The following is a 24,085-nucleotide window of genomic DNA, read 5'->3' as shown; positions in this document are numbered from 1 at the left end:
CATGTGGAATATATTTTTTACATTTTATTGTATTGCCATTATATTAAGCTCTTATTGAGTTATATTTTTAAATTAAATGCTATAAAGTGATTGAATTTTATTAACTACGCAAAAATTATTTTGTTTTTATAATTCAAAATTATTTATTTCTTGAAAATACAATTGAGCTTTTGTGAAAAATATTTTTCTTGGTTATAAAGTGTGTTGTTAAATAGGAGTAGCTGTATTTTACTTTAAAAATCAGCATACTTTTTTATGATTTGCGGTTAGTTATTCGTTAAAAATTTTACCTTATAGATATATCATGGGTAATAAATGCATCAAATGCAGCCCAAAATTGTTTTTTATAGCTTTCGTTATGCATGATTGTTTCAAGTTCAGCACCTGTAATGGTGATACTATTTGTTAAACGTGCGTGTTGGCATAATTGTCGTACTTCCATATTGTTCGCAAGATTGTTTTTATTGGCGAGTATAAACAGTGTTGGGATTTGTAAATGCCCATAAAGTATATTTTTTTTTATAGAATCAACCGCATTAAGTACCGATGCCATCCATCGGGATGTTGGGGGAGTGATAGGAGGAGAGGGTGCTTTATTGGCGCACTCAAATTGTATATTTGTTTGTTTAAATTTTTTCCAACCTTTAGCTGATAAAAATCCAAGGCCTATATCAGAAAGAAATCGTGTTAATTTATGTTGAAAGCCATTTGTTGTATTTCCAAATGGTGCAAAAAGAGGAGAAACACAAAGCATTTTATTAAATTTATGGTTAATGAAGTCGAGTCCACCGAGCGCTATTAATCCACCCATACCGTAGGCTAATATATAGTAAGGTGATGGACAATTAGGATAAACAATATTTTTAAGAAATTCATATAAGTCATTAATATCATTATTAATATCAAAATAATGATGTCGACTCTGTTTCTTTGTACTGGATTGTAATTTTTCTCTACCAAACCAGTCAAATATTGCTGTATGAAAACCGCGTTTAGAAATTTCCTTCATTGGTAAAAAATATTCTTCTAAAGTACTTGCATAACTTTCGAGAATAATAATTGTTCCCTTGGATTTTTTTATTTCGGGCGATGTTATCGCAAAACGAATTTCGCGATCAACGGCTATTTTAAGGTAACTATTATGTGTATTGGGGGGAGGTGAGTTCCATGTTGGGCAATAAAGAGGTGTTTCCAATTGAAATCCTTTACAGTGCATTTTGGCAACTTAGTGCAAGTGAGATAAAGAGGAGGCGGACATTCATATAATGATTGATGAAGAATGCTTAAGAAAAGGTTATATTTCTTTTATATGTTTTTATAAATTCAAGCAGAAAAGAGTTGAAATAGGATAAAGCGATTACCAAATAAACTGGTGTGGTCGCCATGATGGGACTGCTGGTTCACGGGCAGGTTTGCCGTTTGGGAACTTTGTGAGTCAATTATAGTCGCTCTAAGGAGGGCAGTATTATGCGTCAAGTAGATTTTTCACCATTTTATCGTTCAACCGTAGGATTTGACCATCTTTTTAACTGGTTTGATTCTAGGACACAACTCGATGATGTTTCTTCTTATCCACCATATAACATTGAGCGTTTAACTGAAGATTCGTATAGAATTTCTATGGCTGTTGCTGGCTTTACTCAAGATGAAATTGATATCGAAATGCATTGTAATCAACTAATTGTTAAGGGGAAAAGGACCCCAGAAAATGATGATGAAGAACGGGAATTCCTTTATAGAGGCATTGCTTCGCGTGCTTTTGAGCGACGTTTTCATTTAGCCGATCATGTTAAGGTTATTGGAGCAGAACTTTGCGATGGACTTCTTCATATTCAGCTTAAAAGAGAAATGCCAGCTGAACTAAAACCAAAAAAAATAACCGTACATACATCATCATCTGCCGTGAGAAATGATAAAAATTGTAATACAGAATAAAGAAAATTTAGAATCTGAGAAAACTTAATGATTATTCATTCTTGGAGATAACAAAATGGCGCGAGGCTTTTGTCTCGCGTTTTTTATATATTGTATGGAGATAGAAAAACTATTTGTACAAAATTGCCTATAATTACCAATTTAATCCAAATTTATTTGTATATTTTCTGAAAAATGGTCGGAGCGGCGGGATTTGAACCCACGACCCCTTGACCCCCAGTCAAGTGCGCTACCAAGCTGCGCTACGCTCCGAACTATGATAAGACGACTAAACGACTGTTTCTTTAAAGGCAAGAGAAAAATAAATGGAATAAAATCTAAAATGCTTTTGTTCTTTTAAAGAAAGTTCACAAAAAAAATGAAATTTTATACTTTAAGATTTTTTCAGTTATTGAGATAAAAAATTAAACTTTTCTCAGTTTCGTTGATTTGGTAGCTGTTATATGTAATATGCTCACTTAATTATTTTTTAGATTGTAAAAGATATTAGGTGAGATCTTTTTTCTTTTAAGCGAGTTTAGTTTTTTCCCTGAATAGGTGCTAGAGAAAAGTGATTTAAGGTTTCTGTTTTCCATTGGGAGTATTTTAACGGGGTAGATATTTTTAAAAGTATGGTAGCAGATATATAGCATGAAAAAATTTCTTATCCGTTTTAAAGTTTTGTAAAAATAACATTTTTCACAAGTTTCAAGGATAATAAGTCCGAGAATTTTGATTGTATAATTAAAACTCAAAATTGCTGAGTTGATGTTGTTGTTTCGATGAGAAATGATCAAAATATTTCAATTAATATCTTATTGTTTTATTTTTGATCTACCAGTAAATAAATATTATACATGAAATACTTTTAAAGTGTTCTTTTAGTAAGAAAAGAGTAAGCGATGGGTCGTTTTTCTGTAATAAATTTGACAGAGGCTGCAGTAAATCGGGTTAAAGAGATTATGGATGCCAAAGGTGCACGTGGTATTTTGATTGGTCTTAAGAAGGGTGGTTGTGCGGGGATGGAATATACAATTACTCTTGTAAAGGAAGATAGGGAGGATGCAGATGTTGTTGAAGTTAATGGTGCTCGTGTTTTTATAGCACGCGATGCAATATTATTTTTATTAGGAACGCAGGTAGATTATGAAGTGACAACACTTCGTTCCGGTTTTGTATTTAAAAATCCTAATCAAATTTCAGCATGTGGATGTGGCGAATCCGTAGAGATTCGTTCTGTTTCAGAAAATCAGTTAAAAGAAGTGTATAAAATCTGATGGAGCTTAGTGAGATTTGTATTAAGTGATTAAAGAATCTTTTTATTTTTTAGGCTGGTAAAGTTTAACATTTTTAACCTTATTATAAAGAAAAATCGATTATAATTTAACTATATTTCTTTATTTTACATATTTCAAAAATATGAAGATAGTGATGAATCACTTTTATACCAATGGTGTAAAAAGCAGCTTTAAAAATAAAGATTCTTTCTTTTGGTTCAGTTTTTTTTAATGGAATCTATAACTTCGTAAATTTCTTCTATAATATAGGGTATGAGAGAAACAAAGTTTATTTTATATTAGTAGATAATTTTTTTATTAGGATTTCGTAATGCTGCAACAATTGTGATCGATATCATTGATATCTTTCGATGTAAACATTTATCTTTTTTTGATAATAAATCGCTATGAATATATTAGATATCCCAACGTCTATGTAACCATGTCCATTGTCCAGGATACTCACGTACCCAACTTTCCACAATATCATTTAATTTTTGTGCGGAAGCAGCTATATCGATCTCATTTTTTTCATTAAGTGGAAGTTTTACACGTTCATATAATTCTAAACGATGACGCCCTCCAGGAAGCCGAATACAACGTGCTGGATAAATATCACAATTATACTGTCGAGCAAGTTTTATAATTAAGGGGTTAGTCTTAATTGGTCTATTAAAAAATGTTCCTAGAACACCTCTGCGAAATTTTTGGTCAACGAGCATGCCAACATTTTCATTTTTTGCTAACTTATCCGCTAATGCCCAAGCTGCGCCAGCTTTAGATGGGACGAGGTGCCCCATGGAAGTTTGCCGAGCTTTAAGGACTCTCTTTGCAATATAAGGATTATTTGGTGCTCTAAATAACACTGTAACATTCAGATCAAAACTTTGTGCGCATATGGGGAGAATTTCGAAATTTCCGGTATGAGCTGTGAAAAAGATATGCGGTTTTTTTTCATTTTTTAACCGCTTAAATATTTCAGCACCTTTTACCTCAATACGTCCTGGTTGATCCGAATGGGGATCGAAATCAAAAATTTTATCAAGAAAAATATATTCAGCTAGGAAGAGACCTACATTCTCCCACATTTCTATTGCAATGGCTTGAAGTTCTTCTTCTTCTTTTTCTGGATATGCAGCTCCAAGATTGTCCAATGCTACTTTATGACGATGTGTAAGGGGACCTAATGTTTTTGCCAACCAAGAAAAACAAGAAAGTCCAATATGGGTAGGAAAATATTTTAAAACAAATAAAGAACCAATGAGGAGATATCCCCACAGAAAATAAAGTAAATTTTTAAATATAATTTTAATACGATACATTAAAAATTTAATATAAGACTTTATCATAATTTAATCGATTTTAAGAATAATTTTACCAAAAATATCACGGCTTTCTAACCGTTTTAAAGCTATATCAATTTCATCAAATCCAATAACTGTGTCAATAACAGGATGTATAACGTCTTGCGCCATTTTCTGCATAGCATTTTGCATATTTTCTATACGACACCCAAATGAACCAAATATTTTAAGTTGTTGTTGAAATAACTGCATTAAATTTAATGGTGCTGTAACTCCAGAGGTAGAGCCACAAGTAACCAAGCGTGCTCCTCGTTTCATACACAGTAGAGACCCACTCCATGTATTGGCTCCGACATGCTCAAAAACAACGTCAACGCCTTTTTTTTGGGTTAATTTGCGGACAACGCCTTCAAAACGGTCTTTACGATAATTAATAACATGATCCGCTCCAAGATTTTGCGCTTTCGCAATTTTTTCATCTGAGCCTACGGTTGTGATAACTGTGCATCCTACATGTTTTGCAAGTTGAATAGCTGCTGAGCCGATACCAGAACCACCGGCTTGTATCAAAATTGTTTCTCCCATTTGCAGTTTTGCGTTATCAAAAAGCATGTGTTCTACAGTACCAAAAGTTACTGGAGCGACAGCTGCTTGCAGTTCATTACATTCTGGAGGAGCTGCAACCAGTAAACGTGCTGGAAGATTGACGAGCTCACAAGCAAATCCATCAAGATGAAAACCGTAGACACCCTTTACATGAGTACAAAGATTATCTTGTCCTTCACGACAGGCTTTGCATACGCCACAGGTTTTTGCACCATAAATTGAGACAATTTGTTTAAGTTTTAAATTTTTAACATTGCTTCCCAGTTGGACAACTTCACCGGAAGCTTCTGCACCAATCACAAGTGGCATTTTTCTTTTAGCAAAGGCCATACCACGCCAGCCCCATACATCAATATGATTAAGAGCAACGGCTTTGATACGCACTGTTACTTCATCTGGGGCAGGTGATGGTGGCGGAGAAATATTAGCAATTTCAAGCCGGCGCTCATTTAAGAGTTGTAGTGCACGCATTATATGATCCCCTATATGTAACTAACAGGTTTGAATATTACGATTGGATTACTCTTTATATGCTGTAATAACAAGACTTGTATTTTGACCGCCAAAACCAAATGAATTTGATAAAACTGCATTGACATTGGCCTTTCTGCTATGGTTAGGAACAACGTCTAGAGGAATACTAGGATCAGGATTGTCGTAATTTATTGTAGGAGGAAGTACTCCTGATTGAATAGTTAAAAGCGAAAAAACAGCCTCTATGGCACCGGCAGCTGTTAATGTATGACCAATCATTGATTTATTAGAAGAAACTGGAATATTCTCTAAAATATCACCGAAGACTGTTGATAATGCAAGATACTCCATCTTTTCATTTTCAGGTGTCGAGGTTCCATGTGCGTTAATATAGTCAATTTCATTGATGCTTACTTTTGCATCATTTAATGCTTTGCGAACCGATTCAATTGCTGGTGATGCATCAGGTTTTGAACGCGTACGATGAAAATCATCAGCCGTCTCTCCACATCCAGACAAAATCCCTAAAATGGTTGCGTTACGCTCTAATGCACTTTTGAGAGATTCCAAAACCAGAGCACCTGATCCTTCTGCCATAACAAAGCCATTTCGATCACGACTAAAGGGTTTTGCTGCTTTTTCTGCAGGAGTATTATGAGTTGAAAGGGCAGATAATAAAGAAAATCGAATCAAGGATTCCGCTGAAACTGAACCATCCGTAGCGATCGTAAGTGCACGAGTTGTCTCTCCTCGTCGAATAGATTCAACACCTAACTGAATTGCTGTTGCACCAGATGCACAAGCTGTGGAAAGCGTAACAGGAAGTCCCTTTGTTCCAAATTTTTCTTGAAGCTTTTCTGCAATCGTACCAAACTGCGTACTTTCAAATAGCTCTTCATGGAGTTTATGGCTGCATACTTCAAGAAGATGCGCATAGGAAGGCTCATTACTAAATATCTCTTCTTGATCAAGAGAAAAACGCGCTTTCCACTCAAGCTCAACAGGAGGAGCGGCTAAAAATAATGGTCCATTAAAATTTGTTTTATCAAGAGCTGCTTGCTCTATCGCTTCTTCTGCTGCAAGCTCCGCGAGCTTTTTAGAAAGAATTGAAGCACCCAACGTACTTTCTTTAAGAAAATCAACTGTTCCAGCAATATGTGTATTTAATCCATCAACTGAAAAGCGTGTTATCTTGTGAATTCCACTAACACCATTCGTTAATTTTTTCCAATTTTCATGTTTTCCTTGCCCTAGTGATGTTACAATGCCTGCTCCAGTTATTGCTACAAGTGGACGTCCAAGATGATCATTATATTTCATTATGGTAATTCCTTTTAAGCAGCAGTTATATGGACCAGACCTTCAGCTCTTTTAATACCAATAGTTGTAACTAATGCTTCATGAACTTCTTTAGAAAAAGATTTTTCGTGAGCACTTAGTACTGGAAAACTGCGCTTTTTTTCAACAGCAATAGCAGCAAGGGCAAGTGCTAAAGGACATTGAGCTTCTCGCATATAACCAAATAATGTTGTAATACCACGATAAGATATACCAGCATCATCAAGAGCACTTTTTTCTGCTGCTGTTACTTCGTGAGAACCTGAAGCCGCCGAAATGGTTAAAGCAGATTGAACTCTCATTTCTTTCAACATTTTTGCAATTGATTCTTTAAGTGGAACTTTTTTTCTGTTCGTTTGATCTGTTATAATTTGTGTTATTTTTGCATAAACACGTGCATTACGTTTTCTGGCGTGTTCTTCACTTTCAAGGACTAAAAAGACCCCAGCAGAACCAGTTATAACACCACCGCCAAGGCAATTTTTACGATCCCAAACGGGTGTCCATCCACTGCGTGTTAATAGACCTCCAAGCTCATATGCTAATAACATATCATAGCATTGTGCATTGTAGGCGCTTCCTACTAATGCATGGGTACTTTGTCCTTTTCGAATACGAGCTATAGCAATTTGAATAGCAGAGAGTCCGCTACCTTCTTCTCCCATAAAAGTGCGAGAAGAACCAGTTACTTTGTGAACAATAGAGATATTTCCAGCCAAAAGATTTGAAAGCTGTGCTAAAAACAGAGTTGGCCGGAGTCCAGCCGAAAGAGCCGAGTTTAACATAGAATCATGATTAAATTCTGTGCGTGCTTTGGAAAGAATTTGTGTATCAACAAGAATATCACGTTCACCTCCAGCAGCTGCAACGATCATATCCATTGTTGATGTTAATTGTTCATTATTTTTCATGCCTGCATCATCAAGAGCAAGTCCAGCTGCATATGTACCAAGGTGCTGCCACGTTCCCATTTGCCGTTGATCACTTTTTTTGGGAATTTGTAAACTCCAATCAATTTCTGGCAATTTATGAACAGTGTAGGGCGAAAAGGTTGTACAGTCTAGGTTTGGTACAATGGTAGAATCATTTAAGACATTCCAATGATGGTCAACTCCTTCTCCAAAAGAGCTTACGAGGCCTATACCAGTGATGAATACAGCTTGATCATGCATGGTAAAAAAATTAATCAGTTTGCTTTAAGGTAACAAGTTCATCAATTTTTGCGCAAAGATTTTTAAGAACAAAATACTCTTCGGTTGCAATTGAACCTTCGTTAACTTCCTGTGTCCATTGCTCTAGTGGGACTTTAATTCCAAAGGTTTTATCAATAGCGAAAACAATATCAAGAAAATCAAGGCTGTCGATTCCTAAATCATCAATTGTATGACTTTCAGGTGTGATCGTACTGCGATCAATTTCACTGATTTCTGCGATAATATCAGCAACTTTATCAAATGTAGAGGGCAATGCATGACTCCTTATTATAGAGTTGATAAATTCAGAATACAGCTTAATATCATTCTTCTAGCTTTTTTTCTCTTTAAAAAAAAGATTTAATCAATAATATAGCCTATGTTTCTACAAGGACAGCAAATTAGCAATACTTAAAATACGTTATTTAAAGGTTTGGAAAAGTTTTAAATATTATTTTCAGTTTACTTTTTCATTTGTTTTCTAGCTGTTTTTTTCTGTTAGCGGCAAGAACTGCAAGGGCTGTCATGTTAACAACTCCTCGTGAAGTTACTGAAGCTGTTAATATATGTACAGGACGTGAGGCTCCAATCAAAATCGGACCAACATGAAGTGCATTTGTTAAATTTTTTACGATATTGAGTGTAATATTAGCAGCGTCAAGTGTAGGGAAGACAAGCAAATTTGCTTCGCTTTTAAGACGTGAATCGGGAAAAACACGATCACGAAAAACTTTAGAAAGTGCAGCATCACCGTGCATTTCTCCATCAGCTTCCAAATTTGGATATAATTCTGTAAGAATTTTTGTTGCGCGGCGCATTTTACGCGCACTTTCTGTATTTTTTGAGCCAAAGTTTGAGTGTGACAACAAGGCCGCTTTGGGTATTATTCCAAATGCTTCAATTTCTTGTGCTGCTAATATCGTCATTTCTGCTATTTCTTCTGCAGAAGGATTTTCATTGACATAGGTATCTGTGAGAAAAAGAGTACGATGCGGAGAGATAAGTAAACTAACCGCAGAAAAATGATGAACATTTTTATCAAGTCCAATAATTTGTTCAATCAGTTCAAGATGATGCTCGAAACGCCCTTCTAAACCGCAAACCATTGCATCAGCTTCTTCACGCATTATAGCGAGAGCAGCAATGGCTGTTGTTGATGTTCTGACAATTGTTTTTGCTAACTCTGGCGATATTCCGCGTCTTCCTGCAGAATGAAAAAATAAATTAACGTAATCATGAAAACGTGGATCATTTTCTGGATTTATAAGTTCAAAGTCTACACCAGGACGAATTTTTAAACCGAAGCGTTTTAATCTTGCTTCCACGACATGTGGACGACCTATAAGAATAGGAATTGCAGTTTGTTCTTCAAGAACAATTTGTGCTGCTCGAAGCACGCGTTCATCTTCACCATTGGCATAAATTACGCGTTTAAGTTTTGCTGTTTTTGCTGCTGCAAAAACAGGTTTCATTGTTAAACCAGAACGGAATACGAATCGATTGAGGGTATCATAATAGGTTTCCATATTTTCAATCGGCCGAATTGCTACACCAGTCTCCATTGCAGCCTTAGCGACGGCAGGAGCAATGCGTAGTAATAAGCGCGGATCAAAAGGAGATGGAATTAAATAGTCTGGTCCAAAATTAGATGGTTTCTTTAAGGATGCACGTGCTACAACATCTGAAGTTTCTTCACGAGCAAGCGCAGCAATGGCATGAACTGCAGCCATTTTCATTTCTTCATTGATTGCAGTTGCACCAACATCCAGTGCACCACGGAAGATATAAGGAAAACAAAGTACGTTATTGACTTGATTGGGGTAATCCGAGCGTCCTGTGCAGATCATTGCATCGGGTCGTACAGAGTGTGCTTCTTCTGGCATAATTTCTGGTGTTGGATTAGCGAGAGCTAAAACTAATGGATTTTTTGCCATTTTTTTCAAATATTCAGGTTTTAAAACACCACCCGCTGAGAGACCCAAAAAAACATCCGCATTATCAATAATCTCAGATAAAGTTCGTGCATCAGTCTTTTGTGCATAATTAGCTTTCCAACGGTCCATAAGCGCCTTTCGGCCTTCATAAACCACTCCCGCTAAATCGCTAAGCCAAACATTTTCAGCTTTTGCTCCAAGACGAAGCAAAAGATTAATACATGCTAAAGCTGCTGCACCTGCACCTGAAGCAACAATTTTTGCGTTTTCAATTTTTTTACCTGAAAGATTTAATGCATTTAGTACAGCTGCAGAAACAATAATAGCAGTTCCATGCTGGTCATCATGAAAAACTGGAATATTCATCTTAGCGCGAAGTTTTTCTTCTATTTCAAAACATTCAGGTGCCTTAATATCTTCAAGATTAATTCCACCAAATGTAGGCTCTAAGGCAGATACTGTTTGCACCATTTTTTCAATATCGGATGCATCAACCTCAATATCAAAAACATCAATATTCGCAAATTTTTTGAATAAAACAGCTTTTCCTTCCATAACTGGTTTTGAAGCAAGCGGACCAATGTTTCCCAATCCAAGAACAGCAGTTCCATTTGATATAACGGCAACTAAATTAGAACGAGATGTGTATTTAGCAACAAGATTTGGATCTTTATGAATTTCAATACATGGCGCTGCGACACCTGGAGAATAAGCAAGAGCTAGATCACGTTGATTGTCGAGAGGTTTTGTCGCTTGTATTTCCAATTTTCCAGGTTTTGGATATTGATGATAAAAAAGCGCTGTATTGTCAAGTTCAGCTTTTTCTGAACTGAAATTACTCTTTCGTTTTGTAGACATTTTTATGATATCCAGGTTAGTATAGGTTTATATGGCGAAGCTATTTAGATAAAGTCTTCTCGGCTGATGCTCCCTCATTTCTCTAAATATAAAAATGCACGAGATGAACAAATTCTTTAGGATCATTAAATCAATTGGATGATTCTGGCTACTTGCGCTCATGAATAATTTGATTGACATTCGCACGATTATTTTTCTCCTTAGCAGACAATCTTGCTGTCAAAAACGGATAAAATACTACTGGTGTTTACATTACCAAGCAGCTATTTTTTTGCAATGCTTGCAAAAAAAACGGAAAATTGCTTATTGATTTAATCTGATTTTCATAAACTTATGCTTTATTTAAATTTCTATAAATCGATAGGAAAAATTCTTGAGCAAACATTTGCAAATCCTCAACTATTCGTATCCTTTTAAAAAGAGGTTGGCAAGCGGAATAATGGAAATTGTATTGTTTATTTATTGACTGCACAATTTTAAATATGGCTATTATTTTATAATCTTACCCAAAATTGAATGTTAACTACACATTCTCTTCTACCTAAATTTTAAATGGGTAGTGCTATGCTTATAACAAACGCGTTACATGATAAAAAGCATCAATGCATCTAGAAAAGAAAAAAGTGGAAAAACATTCTTCTCCACTTTTGATGTTGGTTATTGGATACGACCACTTGCATGAGCAAGCATAGTATAAACTTTTCCTGTATCTGATGTCAGGTACTTTCGAACTGAGCTGGTCGAATTGGAGTTGCGAGATACACCACGCAAGAGTTTTTCAAAGTCTGTGATGTATTGATTAATGGAACGTCTAAAATCAACATCGCTTATATATTTTTTCTTAATCATTTCAAATATCGTTTTTCCACTCAAAGTGTAAAGCTGTTCTATCTTTATATTTTTTTGTCCATGTCGGTAATGCTTCCATAAATCAGTGACGGCATTATGATTAATGGCTTGCACTATACCAGCTGCTAATGAATTAAGAGACCCATTTACGGGATGAGGTTTTGTTTGTACTGCTGTAACAGCAATATCATCAGATTTTTCATCATATAAAGTGTCTTCACGAGAAACTCTTTCTAAGAGATTCGATACCCATTTATTTTGCCTTTTTTTGTTTTGATCCTGTTGCAAAATAGGCTTAGGTGGCACTATTTTCTTGATAACTCCAGAAGAAACGGGATCTCTCTTCTCAAACGTTGATGATGTGGGATTTACAGATACTAACTGCTCATTCGCATTCTTTTGATTGTTTTTTTGTATAACGTTTACTAAATCCTTTAACGCTGCAATTTGTTCATTTAGAGCGATACGAATTGTTTGTGTTGTTTCCTTTGTCTTTTCTGGCAGCTTTTTAACATTCTCATTAATATCATTATTAATTTTTGAAAGCTCTAAACGCACTTCATCAGCTGAACGGCGTATATTTTCTGCTGCTCCTGAAAAACGGGTTGAGGCTTCACTAACAAGCTTATTAAGTGATTCTTGGAGTGAATGTGTAGAGTTCCAAGCATTTTTGTCAGTGCGTTTAAGAGCTGAGCTGAGAACATTTTCATATCGTTCAATCAGTTGATTGATTTCATTAGACTTTAAAACAAGAGCACTGCTTAATGCAGAGAGTGTACCGTGTTTTTCTTCAAGTGTTGCATTGAGTGAATTTTCGGACTGTTCGAGAATCTGAATAGCTCCAGAAAGTGTTTTTGTATGTTTATCAAATCTATTTGTTATATAGCTAATTTGCTCAAAGGCATTTTGTGAAAGTCCTTGTAGAACTTCTACATTGTTATTGAGTTCTTGATTTGAGGACAATAAATGTTTTGCTACTTTGTCCGTATTGCGGAAAAAATTATTTGCAGTTTCGCTAAACTGACCATCAATATTTTGAACAGCTGATAAGAAAACATTGCTATTTTCTTGGAAGTTATTAATTGATTGATTCAATTGATTAAGAACGGATGAGACATTTTCAACAAGATCTTCCTTCATAGCAGTTACTGTTTGAACGGTCTCAGAGTTAGTTTGTGCTAAGCTATTTACTAAAGATTTATTTTGGACACAAATTCTTTGCTCAGCGTCTTGTGTTGAAAGAGAGAGTTGCTCACCAATTTGCTGTATTAAATAGCCAATTGACTCTGTTGTGTTTTGCGCAGCTTGGTTCAAGTGACCCGTCAGCTCTGTGATCTTCCCAACATGTTGTGAAATTTGAGTAGCTGTTTGATTCTTTGAATCTGCCAAACGGTTACTTACATCAGAAAGCTGATCGCCTAAATTATTTTTAAGATTCTGCATAGAGTTATGAAGAATGTCACAGCGTTCGCTAAGAACTTGTTCAATTGCTGTTGCTGAAGTATTAATTGTTTCATTTAACAATGCTTGCGCCTTATGACTGGCCATCGTGAAGGCTTCAACAGTGTGAGCTGTTTGTTCAGATAGAGCAGATAGAACTTGTTCATTGGTATCAAAAACTGTCTTTTTAATGTTTGATACAATCCGATTCCCAGATTCTGAGAAAAGGTTTTCTGCTTTTTCAGCTACATCTGTAACAGATAAAAGTATCTGTTCACCTGTAGAGGAAAGGATGTCAGAGGCTTTTATCAATTTGTTATGTAAATTACTTGTGACCGTATTAACAGAATCCTCTAATGTGATTCGTACATTATCAATGCTTGTTTCCAGCGCTTGTTGAATTATATGGCTTTGTTCATTATTAAGGATGATAGATGTTTTTAATGTTTCAGAACGTTCTTCAAAAGCAGATGTCTGCACCTCGATAGTTTCACATACTTTGGAAAGTTTTTCAGATAAAGTTTCTTCTAGTGTAGACGCACGCTCGAAAATATTGAGTGCACGAACTTCCAGATTTGTGTCAAAAGATTCCATGCGTGTTTCAAGGGCTTCAAAGAATGTGCCACTAGATTGAGAGAGAGTATTCCTTAGAGTTTCGGCATGGCTTTCGAGGTTTTCGATATGAGTTTGAACAGTTTCAGTAATGTTTTTGTTGTTTGCAATAATTGCACTTTCAACTAAATCCACCTGTTGCTTTAGTGCAACATCAACACGTATATCGCTTTTTTCAATGAGATTGTGGATTGTTTCCATTCGTTGCTCAAGTGTGCGTGTTTGATCTGCTAGAACTTCGTTAAGAGAAAAACTATTAATAGCTAAAGAATCACGCAGAGCATCGGCACGTATATCGATATTCCTAGCTTGTGCTTCTAAAGCGTCTTTTGTTGTATTGCAGCTTTGTACAATAACTTCTTGTAGTTTCTCTGTATATTGAACTATATTTGCAACATGATTTTCAGCAATGTGATCAACGGTTTGGGCATTATCAATAAAAACTTTCTCAATTTTATTTTTTTCGTTATCGAGCATGTCTGCTATCAGAGCTCTTTGATCAGAAAGTTGTAATTTGAAGTCTTGCGAACGCTCTTCTATTATATCAACAATTGCGTTGTCGACATGTTGAATTTCTTCTCTCAACCTTTCTTTACTTTTGTCTACAGCAGAAAGAATTGCTTCGTGCCCGTTTGTAAACACTTCAGTAATACTAGCTGCCCTTTTTTGAAGATTAGCATCAATTTGCAAGACATGAGCTTCTAAACAATTACCAAGATTTTTAGCATTATCTTCTAGAGTTTGAGTACGAGTTATAAAGGATTCGATTATAGAATCACCGCGCTCCTTAAGAGAAAGGTCAACAGTTGCTAAACGATTTTCAAAGGCTTCAATTGCTTCTGATGTTACGTTTTCAAATTTAGAAGAGAGTTTATATGCCTGCTCTCCAAGCTGCATGATTTTTTCATCGACGTTTTGTAGAGATTGGGTATTGCGATCAATAATGGTCTTATCCAATGCTTTAAATTTTTCGTCAACACTTTGCAGAGTTTGTTCTGTCGTTTCTTGTACATGCGTTGCAATTTTAGAGATATACGTTTCAGCTTTAATAGCTGTTTTATTAAAAGTTTCTTCTATTTGTTTTTTATTATTATCAAAACGTTCTGAAAAATTATCAAAGTTTTCCCCTAATTCTTGGAAAAATTCTGTGTTTTTCTGCTGAATTTGTGTCGTTGTTTCATTAAATTTTTCAGTAAGCCGATTTGCTACGCCATCACCGGCATAGGCAAGTTTTTCAACAAGATCTTCCCCCTGTTTTTGTAAAGTCTGGGAAAGGGTCTGCGCAAGCTTCTCCACATTGCTTACAATTTTGGAGCTAATCGAGCCAAATTCATCACTTAGCTGTTCCTGCGTTCCTTTAATCGTTGATTGTACGCGATCAGCATGATTTAAAATGGCGATGCGTTCATTACTCAATTCTTTGATTAATGTATGAATGCGCGATTCATTCTCAGCATAAGCCTGTTCTAGATTATGAACTTCTCCTTGTATAATCGCTTCAAGTTCAACGGCACGTCCAAGGGTACGTTCAATTCCTTTATTCATAGCCGCTACTTCTTCACGAATTGTATGTCCTATAGCGACAGCTTGTTTTTGAGATATATGCTGTGGTTCACTTAGACGCTGTGCAGCATTTGTCATCAGAAGAGCAACGTTGTGCAATTCGTTTGAGCGTTTTGTTAATTGAGCAAACCCCCAAGACATAAGGATAGGAATTGCTGTTCCGACTGCTACAGCTAGTCCCGCAGGAGATCCAAGAAAGGTGGTGAGATTAGATAAGGAACCAAGTCCAGCAGGAGCTAATTTATGAGCAATAAAAGCACCTCCTGTTGCCCATAAAGCACTAAGCGCTGTTGTATACAAATAGATCCGAAAGTTAGAACGTTGCTTTAATAACCCGACAGTTGTTAAAGGAACTGTTGTATCATCATTGGCAGGAAGAGGTTGTGTAGATAACAGCGTATTATGAACAGTTCCACCTGAAAGTTGAGGTGCGGGTTTTGAAGAGAAAAGCTGTCCAACAACGGATTCATCAATAACAGTGTTATCACGGATATCTGAAACAAGAGGTGAAACGCTCTTTTCAGAAAAAATTTCTTCTTCTGCTGTTGTAATCTTTTGAATCAAATCATTTACATTAACGACATTTTCAGAATTATTGGATGATATTGTTTCAGTTGCCGCGTTATTAAAATCAAAGTTTACAGCTTTCGTAAGAGCTTCTTCAACTTCAATTTCAAATGTTTGTAATTTGGTTCTGCGTGCCATACTCGCCTCGTACTCTTACAGACGGAAAAGGGATACGTCCTTTTCCAGATACTCCGGTATATTAGCCGTTAATTATTTAGAAAGGAATATGTTCAGGGCAAAATTTTGAAAACTTATCAAGATAAAGTTAACGCGATTCCTTTAATTGTGTTCAAAAATGCAATAAAATTCAATAAAAACAATGTAGTATTTGAATTCAAAAAAAATGAAAATATTGTTTACAACTTTTACTTATGGATAAAACGATAGGTTTTTTGTATTTTTGATGAGTTAATTTAATGACAATGATACACAGTGTTTTAAAGAAATTTGCGGAATATAGGCACGTTTGTCTATGAGTAACCTACCAATTTAAATGGGGGAAGTTGTTATTGTTCTCTTTCTAAAAGTGCATTGGTGTAAAATATAGCGTCTAGGGACGCAAAGTAAATGGTTGCTTTTAGACTGTAAGTCATCAGAAGTAAACGTGGGAAATTTCGTATTTTATGAAAGGTTTTTCGTGGGGTGGAGTGTTTACCATCTTTGAGAGAGTAGTTTTTTTTGATCTTGAGTTGTCTTTATTCTAATTTTTTAAGCTTCTACGTTGACAATTGGATATTTTTCAGTCGATATGCGTGCACAAATATTTTATACAATTTGAGATGAAGGTGTAAGAATAATGGCAGAACGATCACAACACCTGCAAGATGTATTTTTAAATACGCTGCGCAAACAAAAAATCTCTCTTACAATTTTTCTTGTAAATGGCGTTAAACTAACGGGTATTGTAACCTCGTTTGATAATTTTTGTGTCCTTTTGCGTCGTGATGGACATGCGCAATTGGTCTATAAACATGCTATTTCTACAATTATGCCTGGACAACCTGTGCAGATGTTTGAAGGTGAAAATTCTGAATAAACAAATCTTTTTACTCTAGACCTCTTATCCCATTTTATAAAGTGCTTAGATTGCCATGATAAATGAAAATGAGAGATTTGAGGAACTTTCTTCACAAGCTGCAAAACAGGTGCGTGCTATTGTTTTGGTGCCGATTTGCCAAGAAGATAAAAATGAAACTTTTGCAAGTGGATGTTCAGTATCTTCTCGGGTTGAGGAGGCGTTAGGGTTAGCGCGGGCTATCAGGTTGCAAGTTGTTCATTATGAAACAGTCAATATTTCTACATTGCGTTCTGCCACCTTGTTTGGAAAGGGTAAAATAGACGCACTTTCTTACTATATAAGTGAATATCACATTGAACTTGCGATTGTGGATTATTCTCTAACACCAATACAGCAACGTAATTTAGAAAAATTATGGAATTGTAAAGTTATCGATAGAACAGCTTTGATTCTTGAAATTTTTGGAGATCGCGCGCGAACAAAAGAAGGGGTTTTGCAAGTTGAATTGGCGCATTTGTCCTATCAAAAAAGTAGGCTTGTACGAAGTTGGACACATTTAGAAAGGCAACGTGGTGGACGTGGTTTTTTAGGTGGACCTGGTGAAACTCAGATTGAATCAGATAGGCGTCTTCTACAAAAAAAAATTGTCCGTATCCACAGAGAATTAGAAACAGTTATTAAAACACGTGCACTTCATAGAACTAAACGAAAAAAAACATCTTATCCTGTCGTTGCTTTAACTGGATATACAAATACAGGAAAATCAACTCTTTTTAATCGGTTAAGTGGTGCAGATGTATTAGCAAAGGATGTATTGTTTGCAACGCTTGATTCAACTTTGCGTAAAGTTATCCTTCCTCATGGGCAAACTATTCTTCTATCTGATACTGTAGGTTTTATCTCTAATTTACCAACGCATTTGATTGCAGCTTTTAGAGCAACTCTTGAAGAAGTAGTTGAAGCTGACCTTATTCTTCATGTGAGAGATATGTCAGATTCTGACCACCTTATTCATGCTCAAGATGTTTTAGATGTTCTCTTAAGTCTTGGTATCGATATTAATAATACGAAGCGTATCATGGAAGTTTGGAATAAAATCGATATATTGGATGAACACGCATTAAATGTTTTGCAAACAAGTGCAAAAACACGGTTAAATCCTGCGGTAATGGTATCAGCACTCACGGGAGATGGATTAGATCAATTGTTAATAGCAATTGAAAAGAGCATTTTTGGAGAAATGCAAAACGTTGAATGTCTTTTAAGACCTCATGAAATGTCCCTTATTGGTTGGTTTTACAAAAATTCTGCTCAAATAGTGCAAGAAGGACACGATGATGGCTCTGTTACCATTAAGGCAGTGCTTACCTCGGAAGCAAGAAAGCAACTAGGATATATTAAGCAAAATATAAATTAAAGTTTTTTGAGGTACTACTGTACATTTTTTGTTAATTTTTATGTTTTTCTTATCTTAAAATAATATGACGTCAAGTTAAGAGGATAGTTACTACTTTCTCTTAATAAAAAATATGAAATATTTTACTGGTTGAAATAAAGATGAGTCTTAAGTGTAATAAAAGACTGTTTATAAGAACAGTACTGCGCAATGTTTCTGTTGCTTTACTGTTAGTTGCGTTATGCGTGTTTTCAATTTTGTTATATTATTTTGTTCAGCCACGACCATATCGGGCAAGCTTAACATTTTCATTATCTGATTCTGTGGGCACCCCATTACCAATTGATAAACAAAACGATCTCCTAGCATTCTTATTTTCACAGCTTATTAGTCTAAATGATCCAACCTTACAAAATTTTTCTTCAGATTCTTTTCAAAAGAAAAATATTCGTCTATCTCGTAATGCTGATCTTATCGATCTCACTTTTGAAGCTGGAACTGTTGAAGCTGCTCAATATGGGTTGGAAACTTGGTTCGCCGCATTTTTACAAGAAATTATAAAGCAGAAAAAAAGATCGCTGTTAACAAAGTTGCAAGCCAGTGAACAATACGACAAGGCTGCAATACTTAATATATTGCAGGAGTTTCGCTCGTCTATTGATTCTTTTGTTTCTGATGATGTAAAACGAACCGAGTTTAATGATCTTTCTGTGCAATTAACTGAAGCAACTTTAAAGCGTATTCATTTAACGAGTTTGAACTCAACTATTAATGTGATGCGTAAAAACGGACAATCTTTACTGTCTTTGTCATTTATTGCAAGCAATTCAATGATCGCTGCACTGGAGGCCAAACGTGATTTATTGGAGACACAAAGGGCGCATATGGTTGCACAATTGGGGTGGACACATCCTCAAATAAAAGCAATGACTGCAGAATTAGAGGCAATTTCTCATCAATTAGAAAATAAAATTTCACAGATTGTTCATCAAGTTCATTTAGATGAGGTTATTGCAACGGAATTTGAAAAGCTCCTCAGAAAAAAGATTGCTCTTTTTACAAAAGATCAATCTCAATCTTTAAATCAAATATTTGGTGAGTTTGAAAATAAAATAATAGCAGTTGTAGGCATGCAAAGCCAAGCGATGAGCAAAGATTCTTCCATTTTGCAAAATGCAAAGATTCGTGTGGTTGTGCCAACAACGTTAGTACCAGTTTCTTTTATGGCTCTTTATGGAAAAGGTATTATTATCAGTGTGTTTGCAAGTTTAATCACTCTTTTGGGAGGAGTGTTTTTGTTTTATAAATTTTCTGGAACAAAAAAGGGGCAGCCAGAAGAAAATGTTTTAAAAAATGATGAGAGCGCTTTAGTATCTAAGAAAATAAAAAATCTTGAGTCTTTTATTACAATAGAGGGATTATCCGATTTTTTGAAATGTCGTACTGCAACAGTCGTTTCAATAATTGGTTCAGAAGCAGCACGAACGGCAGCAAAATTATCTCTTCATCTCATAAAGGAGCACAAAACAATTTTGTTGGTGGATATTTCCGGTCAACAAATAGAGAAATTAATAGGCCCGCATCGGGGGCTGAGTGATATTCTAACAGGGAATGTTCAGTTGCACGATGTTATTTATCGTGATTATGATACGGGGGTTGATATTCTTCCTCAGGGGTTAACAAGTACTGTTTGCGCACAAGATTTTTCAAATAATATCCCTAATATATTACAAGAATTTAAAAAAGAATATGATTTTGTCATTTTAGAAATGGCAAAAAAACCGGAATACGGATTTGAGCAATTTGCTGAGTTAACAGACTATTACATTTGTAGTGTTTCTCTTAACGAACAAGATTGGATGATGCAAATGGTGAGTAGATTTCCCAAAAGTGTTTATCGTATGATTGTATCATGAACGTTTTGAAATGTTGATCGCATGTTTATGGTATGCGCTTGTATTGTGCTGATGTTGTGGTGCCTATTAACATAGGTAAGATTTTATGCTTAAATTTTGAAATGAGCTTTGGTTATAGAAATATGTGGGGAAACGGAAATGACAGTAAATAGATTGAATGAAAGCCTTTTGACGCCATTGCAGAGGAAGAATCGAAAACAAATTCAAATGTGGCTTTATTCTATTTTATTGCTTTGTTTGGCTATTGTTTTAGTGGGAGGAGCTACTCGCTTAACGGGATCTGGGTTATCTATAACTGAATGGAAGCCAATTCATGGTGTAATTCCACCGATTGGTGTAGATCAATGGCAGGAAGAATTTTTAAAATATCAACAGATAGCGCAATATAAGCTACTTAATCGCGATATGACATTAAGTGCGTTTAAGGTGATTTTTTGGTGGGAATGGGCGCATCGTGTCCTCGGACGTCTTGTTGGTCTTGTGGCTTTATTGGGGTTAATTTGGTTTTGGATGACAAAACGTATTGAAAAAAATATTTTGTTCCAACTTACCATTGTACCAATTCTTATTGCTCTTCAAGGAGCTATCGGTTGGTGGATGGTGGCTTCGGGTATTGGTCAAAGTAATTTAACAAGTGTGAGCCAATACCGTTTAGCATTTCATCTTATAACAGCATGCTTTGTTATTATTTTTGTTACTTATTTATCTCAAGGACTTGCAGAATCTTCAGAAAAACCAGCAAATCAAAAAGTGCAATATTCTGCTGGTTGGCTTGTTATTCTCATTTTGATTGAGATTTATTTTGGTGCTTTAGTTGCAGGAACTCACGCTGGGAAAGTCTATAATACGTGGCCGCTTATGGATAGTCAGATCATACCTGATGGATTATTACGGCATAATCCTGTTTGGCTCAATTTATTCGAAAATCCTTTGACGATTCAATTTGTCCATCGTTTTTTTGCTTATTTTCTATTTGTTGTAGCTGTCATTCATGCTTTATATGTAAGAAAAAGTATTCCAAATTCAGTGCATTCTTACCGCGCATCTTTCATATGTATTATTATAATTATTCAAGCACTTTTGGGTATATTTACATTATTATATGAAGTGCCCATAAGTTTAGGACTCCTTCATCAAAGTATTGCGTTAGCAATATTGTGTTTTTCTGTTGTACACTGGCGAGCAACAAAGGGAGCATATCCTCACCGTTGAGCAAAAGTTTTCAGCCAGAAAATTTTAACTTTTTAAAAGCATTAAGTCGAGATTTTGAACAGCAGTTGCGGATGCACCTTTTCCTAAATTATCTAATACGGCACATAAATTAAAAATCCCTTCGCGCTCATTAGCAAATACGAACAATTTCATATCATCTTTATGTGCTAAACATTCTGGATTAAGTTTAGTGAGAGTCTCAGTCTCTTCTTGTGATGCAATTGATATGGTGTTTTGTCTATTATAATGCTTTTCAAAAATTTCGCGCAGATTGGAGCAGTTCACTGATTTTGTGAATAAACTGCGATGCAGAGGGACATTTACAAGCATTCCTTGAGAAAAACGGCCAACACTTGGTACAAAAATAGGTGTTTTTTTAATTTGAGCATGGATTTTAATTTCTGGCACATGTTTATGATCAAGGTTGAGGCCATACATAAAATAATTTTCTAAAATATCATTTTGTAGAGATTGGTTTTCCATTTGTTCAATTAGTTGTTTTCCACCACCGCTATAGCCAGATATTGCGTTGATTGATATCGGGTAATAAGCATCCAATAGGCCCGATTCACGCAGTGGTCGAATCAAGCTAATTGCACCAATAGGGTAACATCCAGGGTTGGTTACGTAGCGTGCTTCTTGGATACGTTTTTTTTGTCCTGCAGTCATTTCTGGAAAACCGTAGACCCAGTCTGGTGCAATACGGTGGGCTGTTGAACTATCAATAATTCTAATTTTTTTGTTATTTTTTAGCTTGTTAACTGTTTCGCGTGCGGCTTTATCTGGGAGACATAAAATAGCAATGTCAGTTTGATCAAAACAGTCCTGTCTCATATCAATGTTATGTCGATCTGTGTGAGGAAGAGAGAGTAATTTAAAATCTGAACGCTCAGCTAATCGTTTTTGGATCTGTAATCCGGTTGTTCCATATTCACCATCAATAAAAACTTTTGTTGCCATCCTATTTGCCTTGAATTACTTTTTGCTTTCATATTGAACTTGTTGAGTTATAAATTATTACCAACTTAAATAATAGTCATTAAATTATTGAATTTCTTGAGATTATAGATCTTTTTGTATGGGGGGGATAAATATAGATTAAGTGAGAACAAGGAAGGAGAAGTTTTATGCCCATTTTTCGATATTTGTGGAGAGAAAGCACTGCTTTCTATATGGAAAAGAAATCAGAGAAATGTTTACTACATTTCTGAATAAAAGTGGTTTTAAGTGTTTGGTTTGCGCGATTTGCTGTGTTATCGTTTGTGAGTTGATTTTTTATGTTAGGAATGTGTTTTATGATTCAGCAAGAAAATGACACACAAAGATGCTTTTTAAATGGAAATTTACAAACTGTTGATGTTGCAATCTTTGGTGCAATTAAAGGTGAGCTTGAGCGTCAACAGCATGAAATTGAGCTGATTGCGTCAGAGAATATTGTTTCAAGAGCTGTTCTTGAAGCACAAGGGTCGGTTTTAACTAATAAATATGCAGAAGGTTATCCAGGTAAGCGCTATTATGGAGGTTGTCAATTTGTTGATATTGTTGAAAATTTAGCAATTGAAAGGGCAAAAAAGCTTTTCGGTTCTGCTTTTGCTAATGTTCAACCTAATTCTGGTAGCCAAATGAATCAAGCTGTATTTTTAGCTTTACTCCAGCCCGGTGATACATTTATGGGATTAGATTTAAATGCTGGGGGGCACCTTACGCATGGTTCATCTTTCAATATGTCAGGAAAATGGTTTGATGTTGTTTCCTATGGTGTACGTAAAGAAGACCAGATTTTAGATATGGAAGAAGTTGAACGGCTAGCAAAGAGATGTAAGCCAAAGCTTATTATAGCCGGTGGGTCATCTTATCCTCGTTTATGGGATTGGAAACGTTTCCGTGAGATTGCTGATGAGGTTGGTGCTTATTTACTCGTTGATATGTCTCACATCGCTGGTTTGGTTGCTGGTGGTGTTCATCCTTCACCTGTTCCACATGCACATATTGTAACGACTACAACGCATAAATCGTTGCGAGGTCCTCGTGGTGGTTTGATATTGACAAATGATGAAACTTTAGCAAGAAAAGTTAATTCAGCGATTTTTCCTGGTCTTCAAGGTGGTCCTTTAATGCATGTGATTGCAGCTAAGGCTGTTGCATTTGAGGAAGCTTTACAGCCTTCTTTCAAAAATTATAGCAATAATGTTGTCTCCAATGCAAAAGCCTTGGCAAGGACATTGCAGGGTAATGGTTTTGATCTTGTCTCCGGAGGTACAGACAATCATTTATTGTTGGTAGATTTGCGTTCCAAAAGTGTGACAGGAACACGTGCTGAGTTGGCTTTAGGAAGGTCGTATATTACTTGCAATAAAAATTGCATTCCTTTTGATCCTGAAACACCATCTATAACATCAGGAATTCGTTTAGGATCACCTGCTGCGACAACACGTGGTTTTGCAGAAGAAGAGTTTATTCAAGTTGGTAATCTGATTTCAGAAGTTCTTGATGGCCTTCGGATAGCAAAAAAGGATGAGGACAATAGTGTCGTTGAAATAGCTGTTAAGAAAAAGGTGGAAGATATAACAAGTAAATTTCCCCTTTACTCTTATATGAGCACCTGTTAAGGGTA

General features: G+C 35.7%; 16 protein-coding genes and 1 tRNA gene. 7 read left to right on the top strand and 10 right to left on the bottom strand.

The features are described from left to right. Window positions 1-286: 286 nt before the first annotated feature. Window positions 287-1,195: a serine aminopeptidase domain-containing protein gene (locus WCP76_RS06180; RefSeq protein WP_336294806.1), complete on the bottom strand. Its 909-nt coding sequence runs from the start codon at window positions 1,193-1,195 to the stop codon at window positions 287-289. Between the two features lie 272 nt (window positions 1,196-1,467). Between WCP76_RS06180 and WCP76_RS06175 the strand changes: the two genes are divergently transcribed. Beyond that, the gene (locus WCP76_RS06175) at window positions 1,468-1,935 is read left to right on the top strand and encodes an Hsp20 family protein (RefSeq protein WP_336294805.1); all 468 of its coding nucleotides are present in this window, start codon (window positions 1,468-1,470) and stop codon (window positions 1,933-1,935) included. Between the two features lie 175 nt (window positions 1,936-2,110). Here the strand turns inward: WCP76_RS06175 and WCP76_RS06170 are convergent. Continuing rightward, window positions 2,111-2,187, bottom strand: a tRNA-Pro gene (locus tag WCP76_RS06170). A gap of 629 nt (window positions 2,188-2,816) precedes the next feature. Between WCP76_RS06170 and WCP76_RS06165 the strand changes: the two genes are divergently transcribed. Continuing rightward, window positions 2,817-3,191: an iron-sulfur cluster assembly accessory protein gene (locus tag WCP76_RS06165; protein WP_336294804.1), complete on the top strand. Its 375-nt coding sequence runs from the start codon at window positions 2,817-2,819 to the stop codon at window positions 3,189-3,191. A gap of 416 nt (window positions 3,192-3,607) precedes the next feature. Here the strand turns inward: WCP76_RS06165 and WCP76_RS06160 are convergent, their stop codons facing one another. The 7 genes from WCP76_RS06160 to WCP76_RS06130 form a co-directional block, all read right to left on the bottom strand. Continuing rightward, entirely contained in the window at window positions 3,608-4,537 is a 930-nt protein-coding gene (locus WCP76_RS06160) for a lipid A biosynthesis lauroyl acyltransferase (protein WP_336294808.1), read from the bottom strand. Window positions 4,538-4,543: 6 nt separating this feature from the next. Beyond that, window positions 4,544-5,572: a zinc-binding dehydrogenase gene (locus WCP76_RS06155; RefSeq protein ID WP_336294803.1), complete on the bottom strand. Its 1,029-nt coding sequence runs from the start codon at window positions 5,570-5,572 to the stop codon at window positions 4,544-4,546. 48 nt (window positions 5,573-5,620) lie between these two features. Beyond that, window positions 5,621-6,895: a beta-ketoacyl-ACP synthase gene (locus WCP76_RS06150; protein WP_336294802.1), complete on the bottom strand. Its 1,275-nt coding sequence runs from the start codon at window positions 6,893-6,895 to the stop codon at window positions 5,621-5,623. A gap of 14 nt (window positions 6,896-6,909) precedes the next feature. Then, window positions 6,910-8,085 carry a beta-ketoacyl-ACP synthase gene (locus tag WCP76_RS06145; RefSeq protein WP_336294801.1) on the bottom strand — a complete coding sequence of 392 codons (1,176 nt, stop codon included), beginning with the start codon at window positions 8,083-8,085 and terminating at the stop codon, window positions 6,910-6,912. A 10-nt stretch (window positions 8,086-8,095) separates the two neighbouring features. After that, window positions 8,096-8,380, bottom strand: a complete 285-nt coding sequence (locus WCP76_RS06140) for an acyl carrier protein (protein ID WP_336294800.1) — start codon at window positions 8,378-8,380, stop codon at window positions 8,096-8,098. A gap of 196 nt (window positions 8,381-8,576) precedes the next feature. Further along, on the bottom strand, window positions 8,577-10,898 hold the full coding sequence (locus WCP76_RS06135) for an NADP-dependent malic enzyme (protein WP_336294799.1): 2,322 nt from the start codon (window positions 10,896-10,898) through the stop codon (window positions 8,577-8,579). Window positions 10,899-11,555: 657 nt separating this feature from the next. Further along, window positions 11,556-16,067: a hypothetical protein gene (locus WCP76_RS06130; RefSeq protein ID WP_336294798.1), complete on the bottom strand. Its 4,512-nt coding sequence runs from the start codon at window positions 16,065-16,067 to the stop codon at window positions 11,556-11,558. A 658-nt stretch (window positions 16,068-16,725) separates the two neighbouring features. On the opposite strand from WCP76_RS06130, the gene hfq reads away from it, so the two are divergent. From hfq to WCP76_RS06110, 4 genes are all read left to right on the top strand, one after another. Further along, window positions 16,726-16,965 carry an RNA chaperone Hfq gene (gene hfq / locus WCP76_RS06125; protein WP_336294797.1) on the top strand — a complete coding sequence of 80 codons (240 nt, stop codon included), beginning with the start codon at window positions 16,726-16,728 and terminating at the stop codon, window positions 16,963-16,965. Window positions 16,966-17,020: 55 nt separating this feature from the next. Next, window positions 17,021-18,364 carry a GTPase HflX gene (hflX, locus tag WCP76_RS06120; protein ID WP_336294796.1) on the top strand — a complete coding sequence of 448 codons (1,344 nt, stop codon included), beginning with the start codon at window positions 17,021-17,023 and terminating at the stop codon, window positions 18,362-18,364. Between the two features lie 140 nt (window positions 18,365-18,504). Then, window positions 18,505-20,259: a hypothetical protein gene (locus WCP76_RS06115; RefSeq protein WP_336294795.1), complete on the top strand. Its 1,755-nt coding sequence runs from the start codon at window positions 18,505-18,507 to the stop codon at window positions 20,257-20,259. A gap of 138 nt (window positions 20,260-20,397) precedes the next feature. Continuing rightward, on the top strand, window positions 20,398-21,471 hold the full coding sequence (locus WCP76_RS06110; RefSeq protein WP_336294794.1) for a COX15/CtaA family protein: 1,074 nt from the start codon (window positions 20,398-20,400) through the stop codon (window positions 21,469-21,471). Between the two features lie 24 nt (window positions 21,472-21,495). Here WCP76_RS06110 and argC read toward each other — a convergent pair whose 3' ends face one another. After that, window positions 21,496-22,431, bottom strand: a complete 936-nt coding sequence (gene argC / locus WCP76_RS06105; protein ID WP_336294793.1) for an N-acetyl-gamma-glutamyl-phosphate reductase — start codon at window positions 22,429-22,431, stop codon at window positions 21,496-21,498. 335 nt (window positions 22,432-22,766) lie between these two features. On the opposite strand from argC, the gene glyA reads away from it, so the two are divergent. Continuing rightward, on the top strand, window positions 22,767-24,080 hold the full coding sequence (gene glyA, locus WCP76_RS06100) for a serine hydroxymethyltransferase (protein ID WP_336294792.1): 1,314 nt from the start codon (window positions 22,767-22,769) through the stop codon (window positions 24,078-24,080). Window positions 24,081-24,085: the final 5 nt, after the last annotated feature.

The sequence above is a fragment of the Bartonella vaga genome (assembly GCF_037070895.1).
Taxonomy (GTDB): Bacteria; Pseudomonadota; Alphaproteobacteria; order Rhizobiales; family Rhizobiaceae; genus Bartonella.
This window is presented reverse-complemented; position numbering and strand designations above follow the sequence as displayed.

Coding starts and splice junctions, on each gene's coding strand:
- WCP76_RS06175 (WP_336294805.1), top strand. CDS start 1,468: ATGCGTCAAGTAGATTTTTCACCATTTTATCGTTCAACCGTAGGATTT.
- WCP76_RS06165 (WP_336294804.1), top strand. CDS start 2,817: ATGGGTCGTTTTTCTGTAATAAATTTGACAGAGGCTGCAGTAAATCGG.
- WCP76_RS06155 (WP_336294803.1), bottom strand. CDS start 5,572: ATGCGTGCACTACAACTCTTAAATGAGCGCCGGCTTGAAATTGCTAAT.
- WCP76_RS06150 (WP_336294802.1), bottom strand. CDS start 6,895: ATGAAATATAATGATCATCTTGGACGTCCACTTGTAGCAATAACTGGA.
- WCP76_RS06145 (WP_336294801.1), bottom strand. CDS start 8,085: ATGCATGATCAAGCTGTATTCATCACTGGTATAGGCCTCGTAAGCTCT.
- WCP76_RS06135 (WP_336294799.1), bottom strand. CDS start 10,898: ATGTCTACAAAACGAAAGAGTAATTTCAGTTCAGAAAAAGCTGAACTT.
- WCP76_RS06130 (WP_336294798.1), bottom strand. CDS start 16,067: ATGGCACGCAGAACCAAATTACAAACATTTGAAATTGAAGTTGAAGAA.
- hfq (WP_336294797.1), top strand. CDS start 16,726: ATGGCAGAACGATCACAACACCTGCAAGATGTATTTTTAAATACGCTG.
- hflX (WP_336294796.1), top strand. CDS start 17,021: ATGATAAATGAAAATGAGAGATTTGAGGAACTTTCTTCACAAGCTGCA.
- WCP76_RS06115 (WP_336294795.1), top strand. CDS start 18,505: ATGAGTCTTAAGTGTAATAAAAGACTGTTTATAAGAACAGTACTGCGC.
- WCP76_RS06110 (WP_336294794.1), top strand. CDS start 20,398: ATGACAGTAAATAGATTGAATGAAAGCCTTTTGACGCCATTGCAGAGG.
- argC (WP_336294793.1), bottom strand. CDS start 22,431: ATGGCAACAAAAGTTTTTATTGATGGTGAATATGGAACAACCGGATTA.
- glyA (WP_336294792.1), top strand. CDS start 22,767: ATGATTCAGCAAGAAAATGACACACAAAGATGCTTTTTAAATGGAAAT.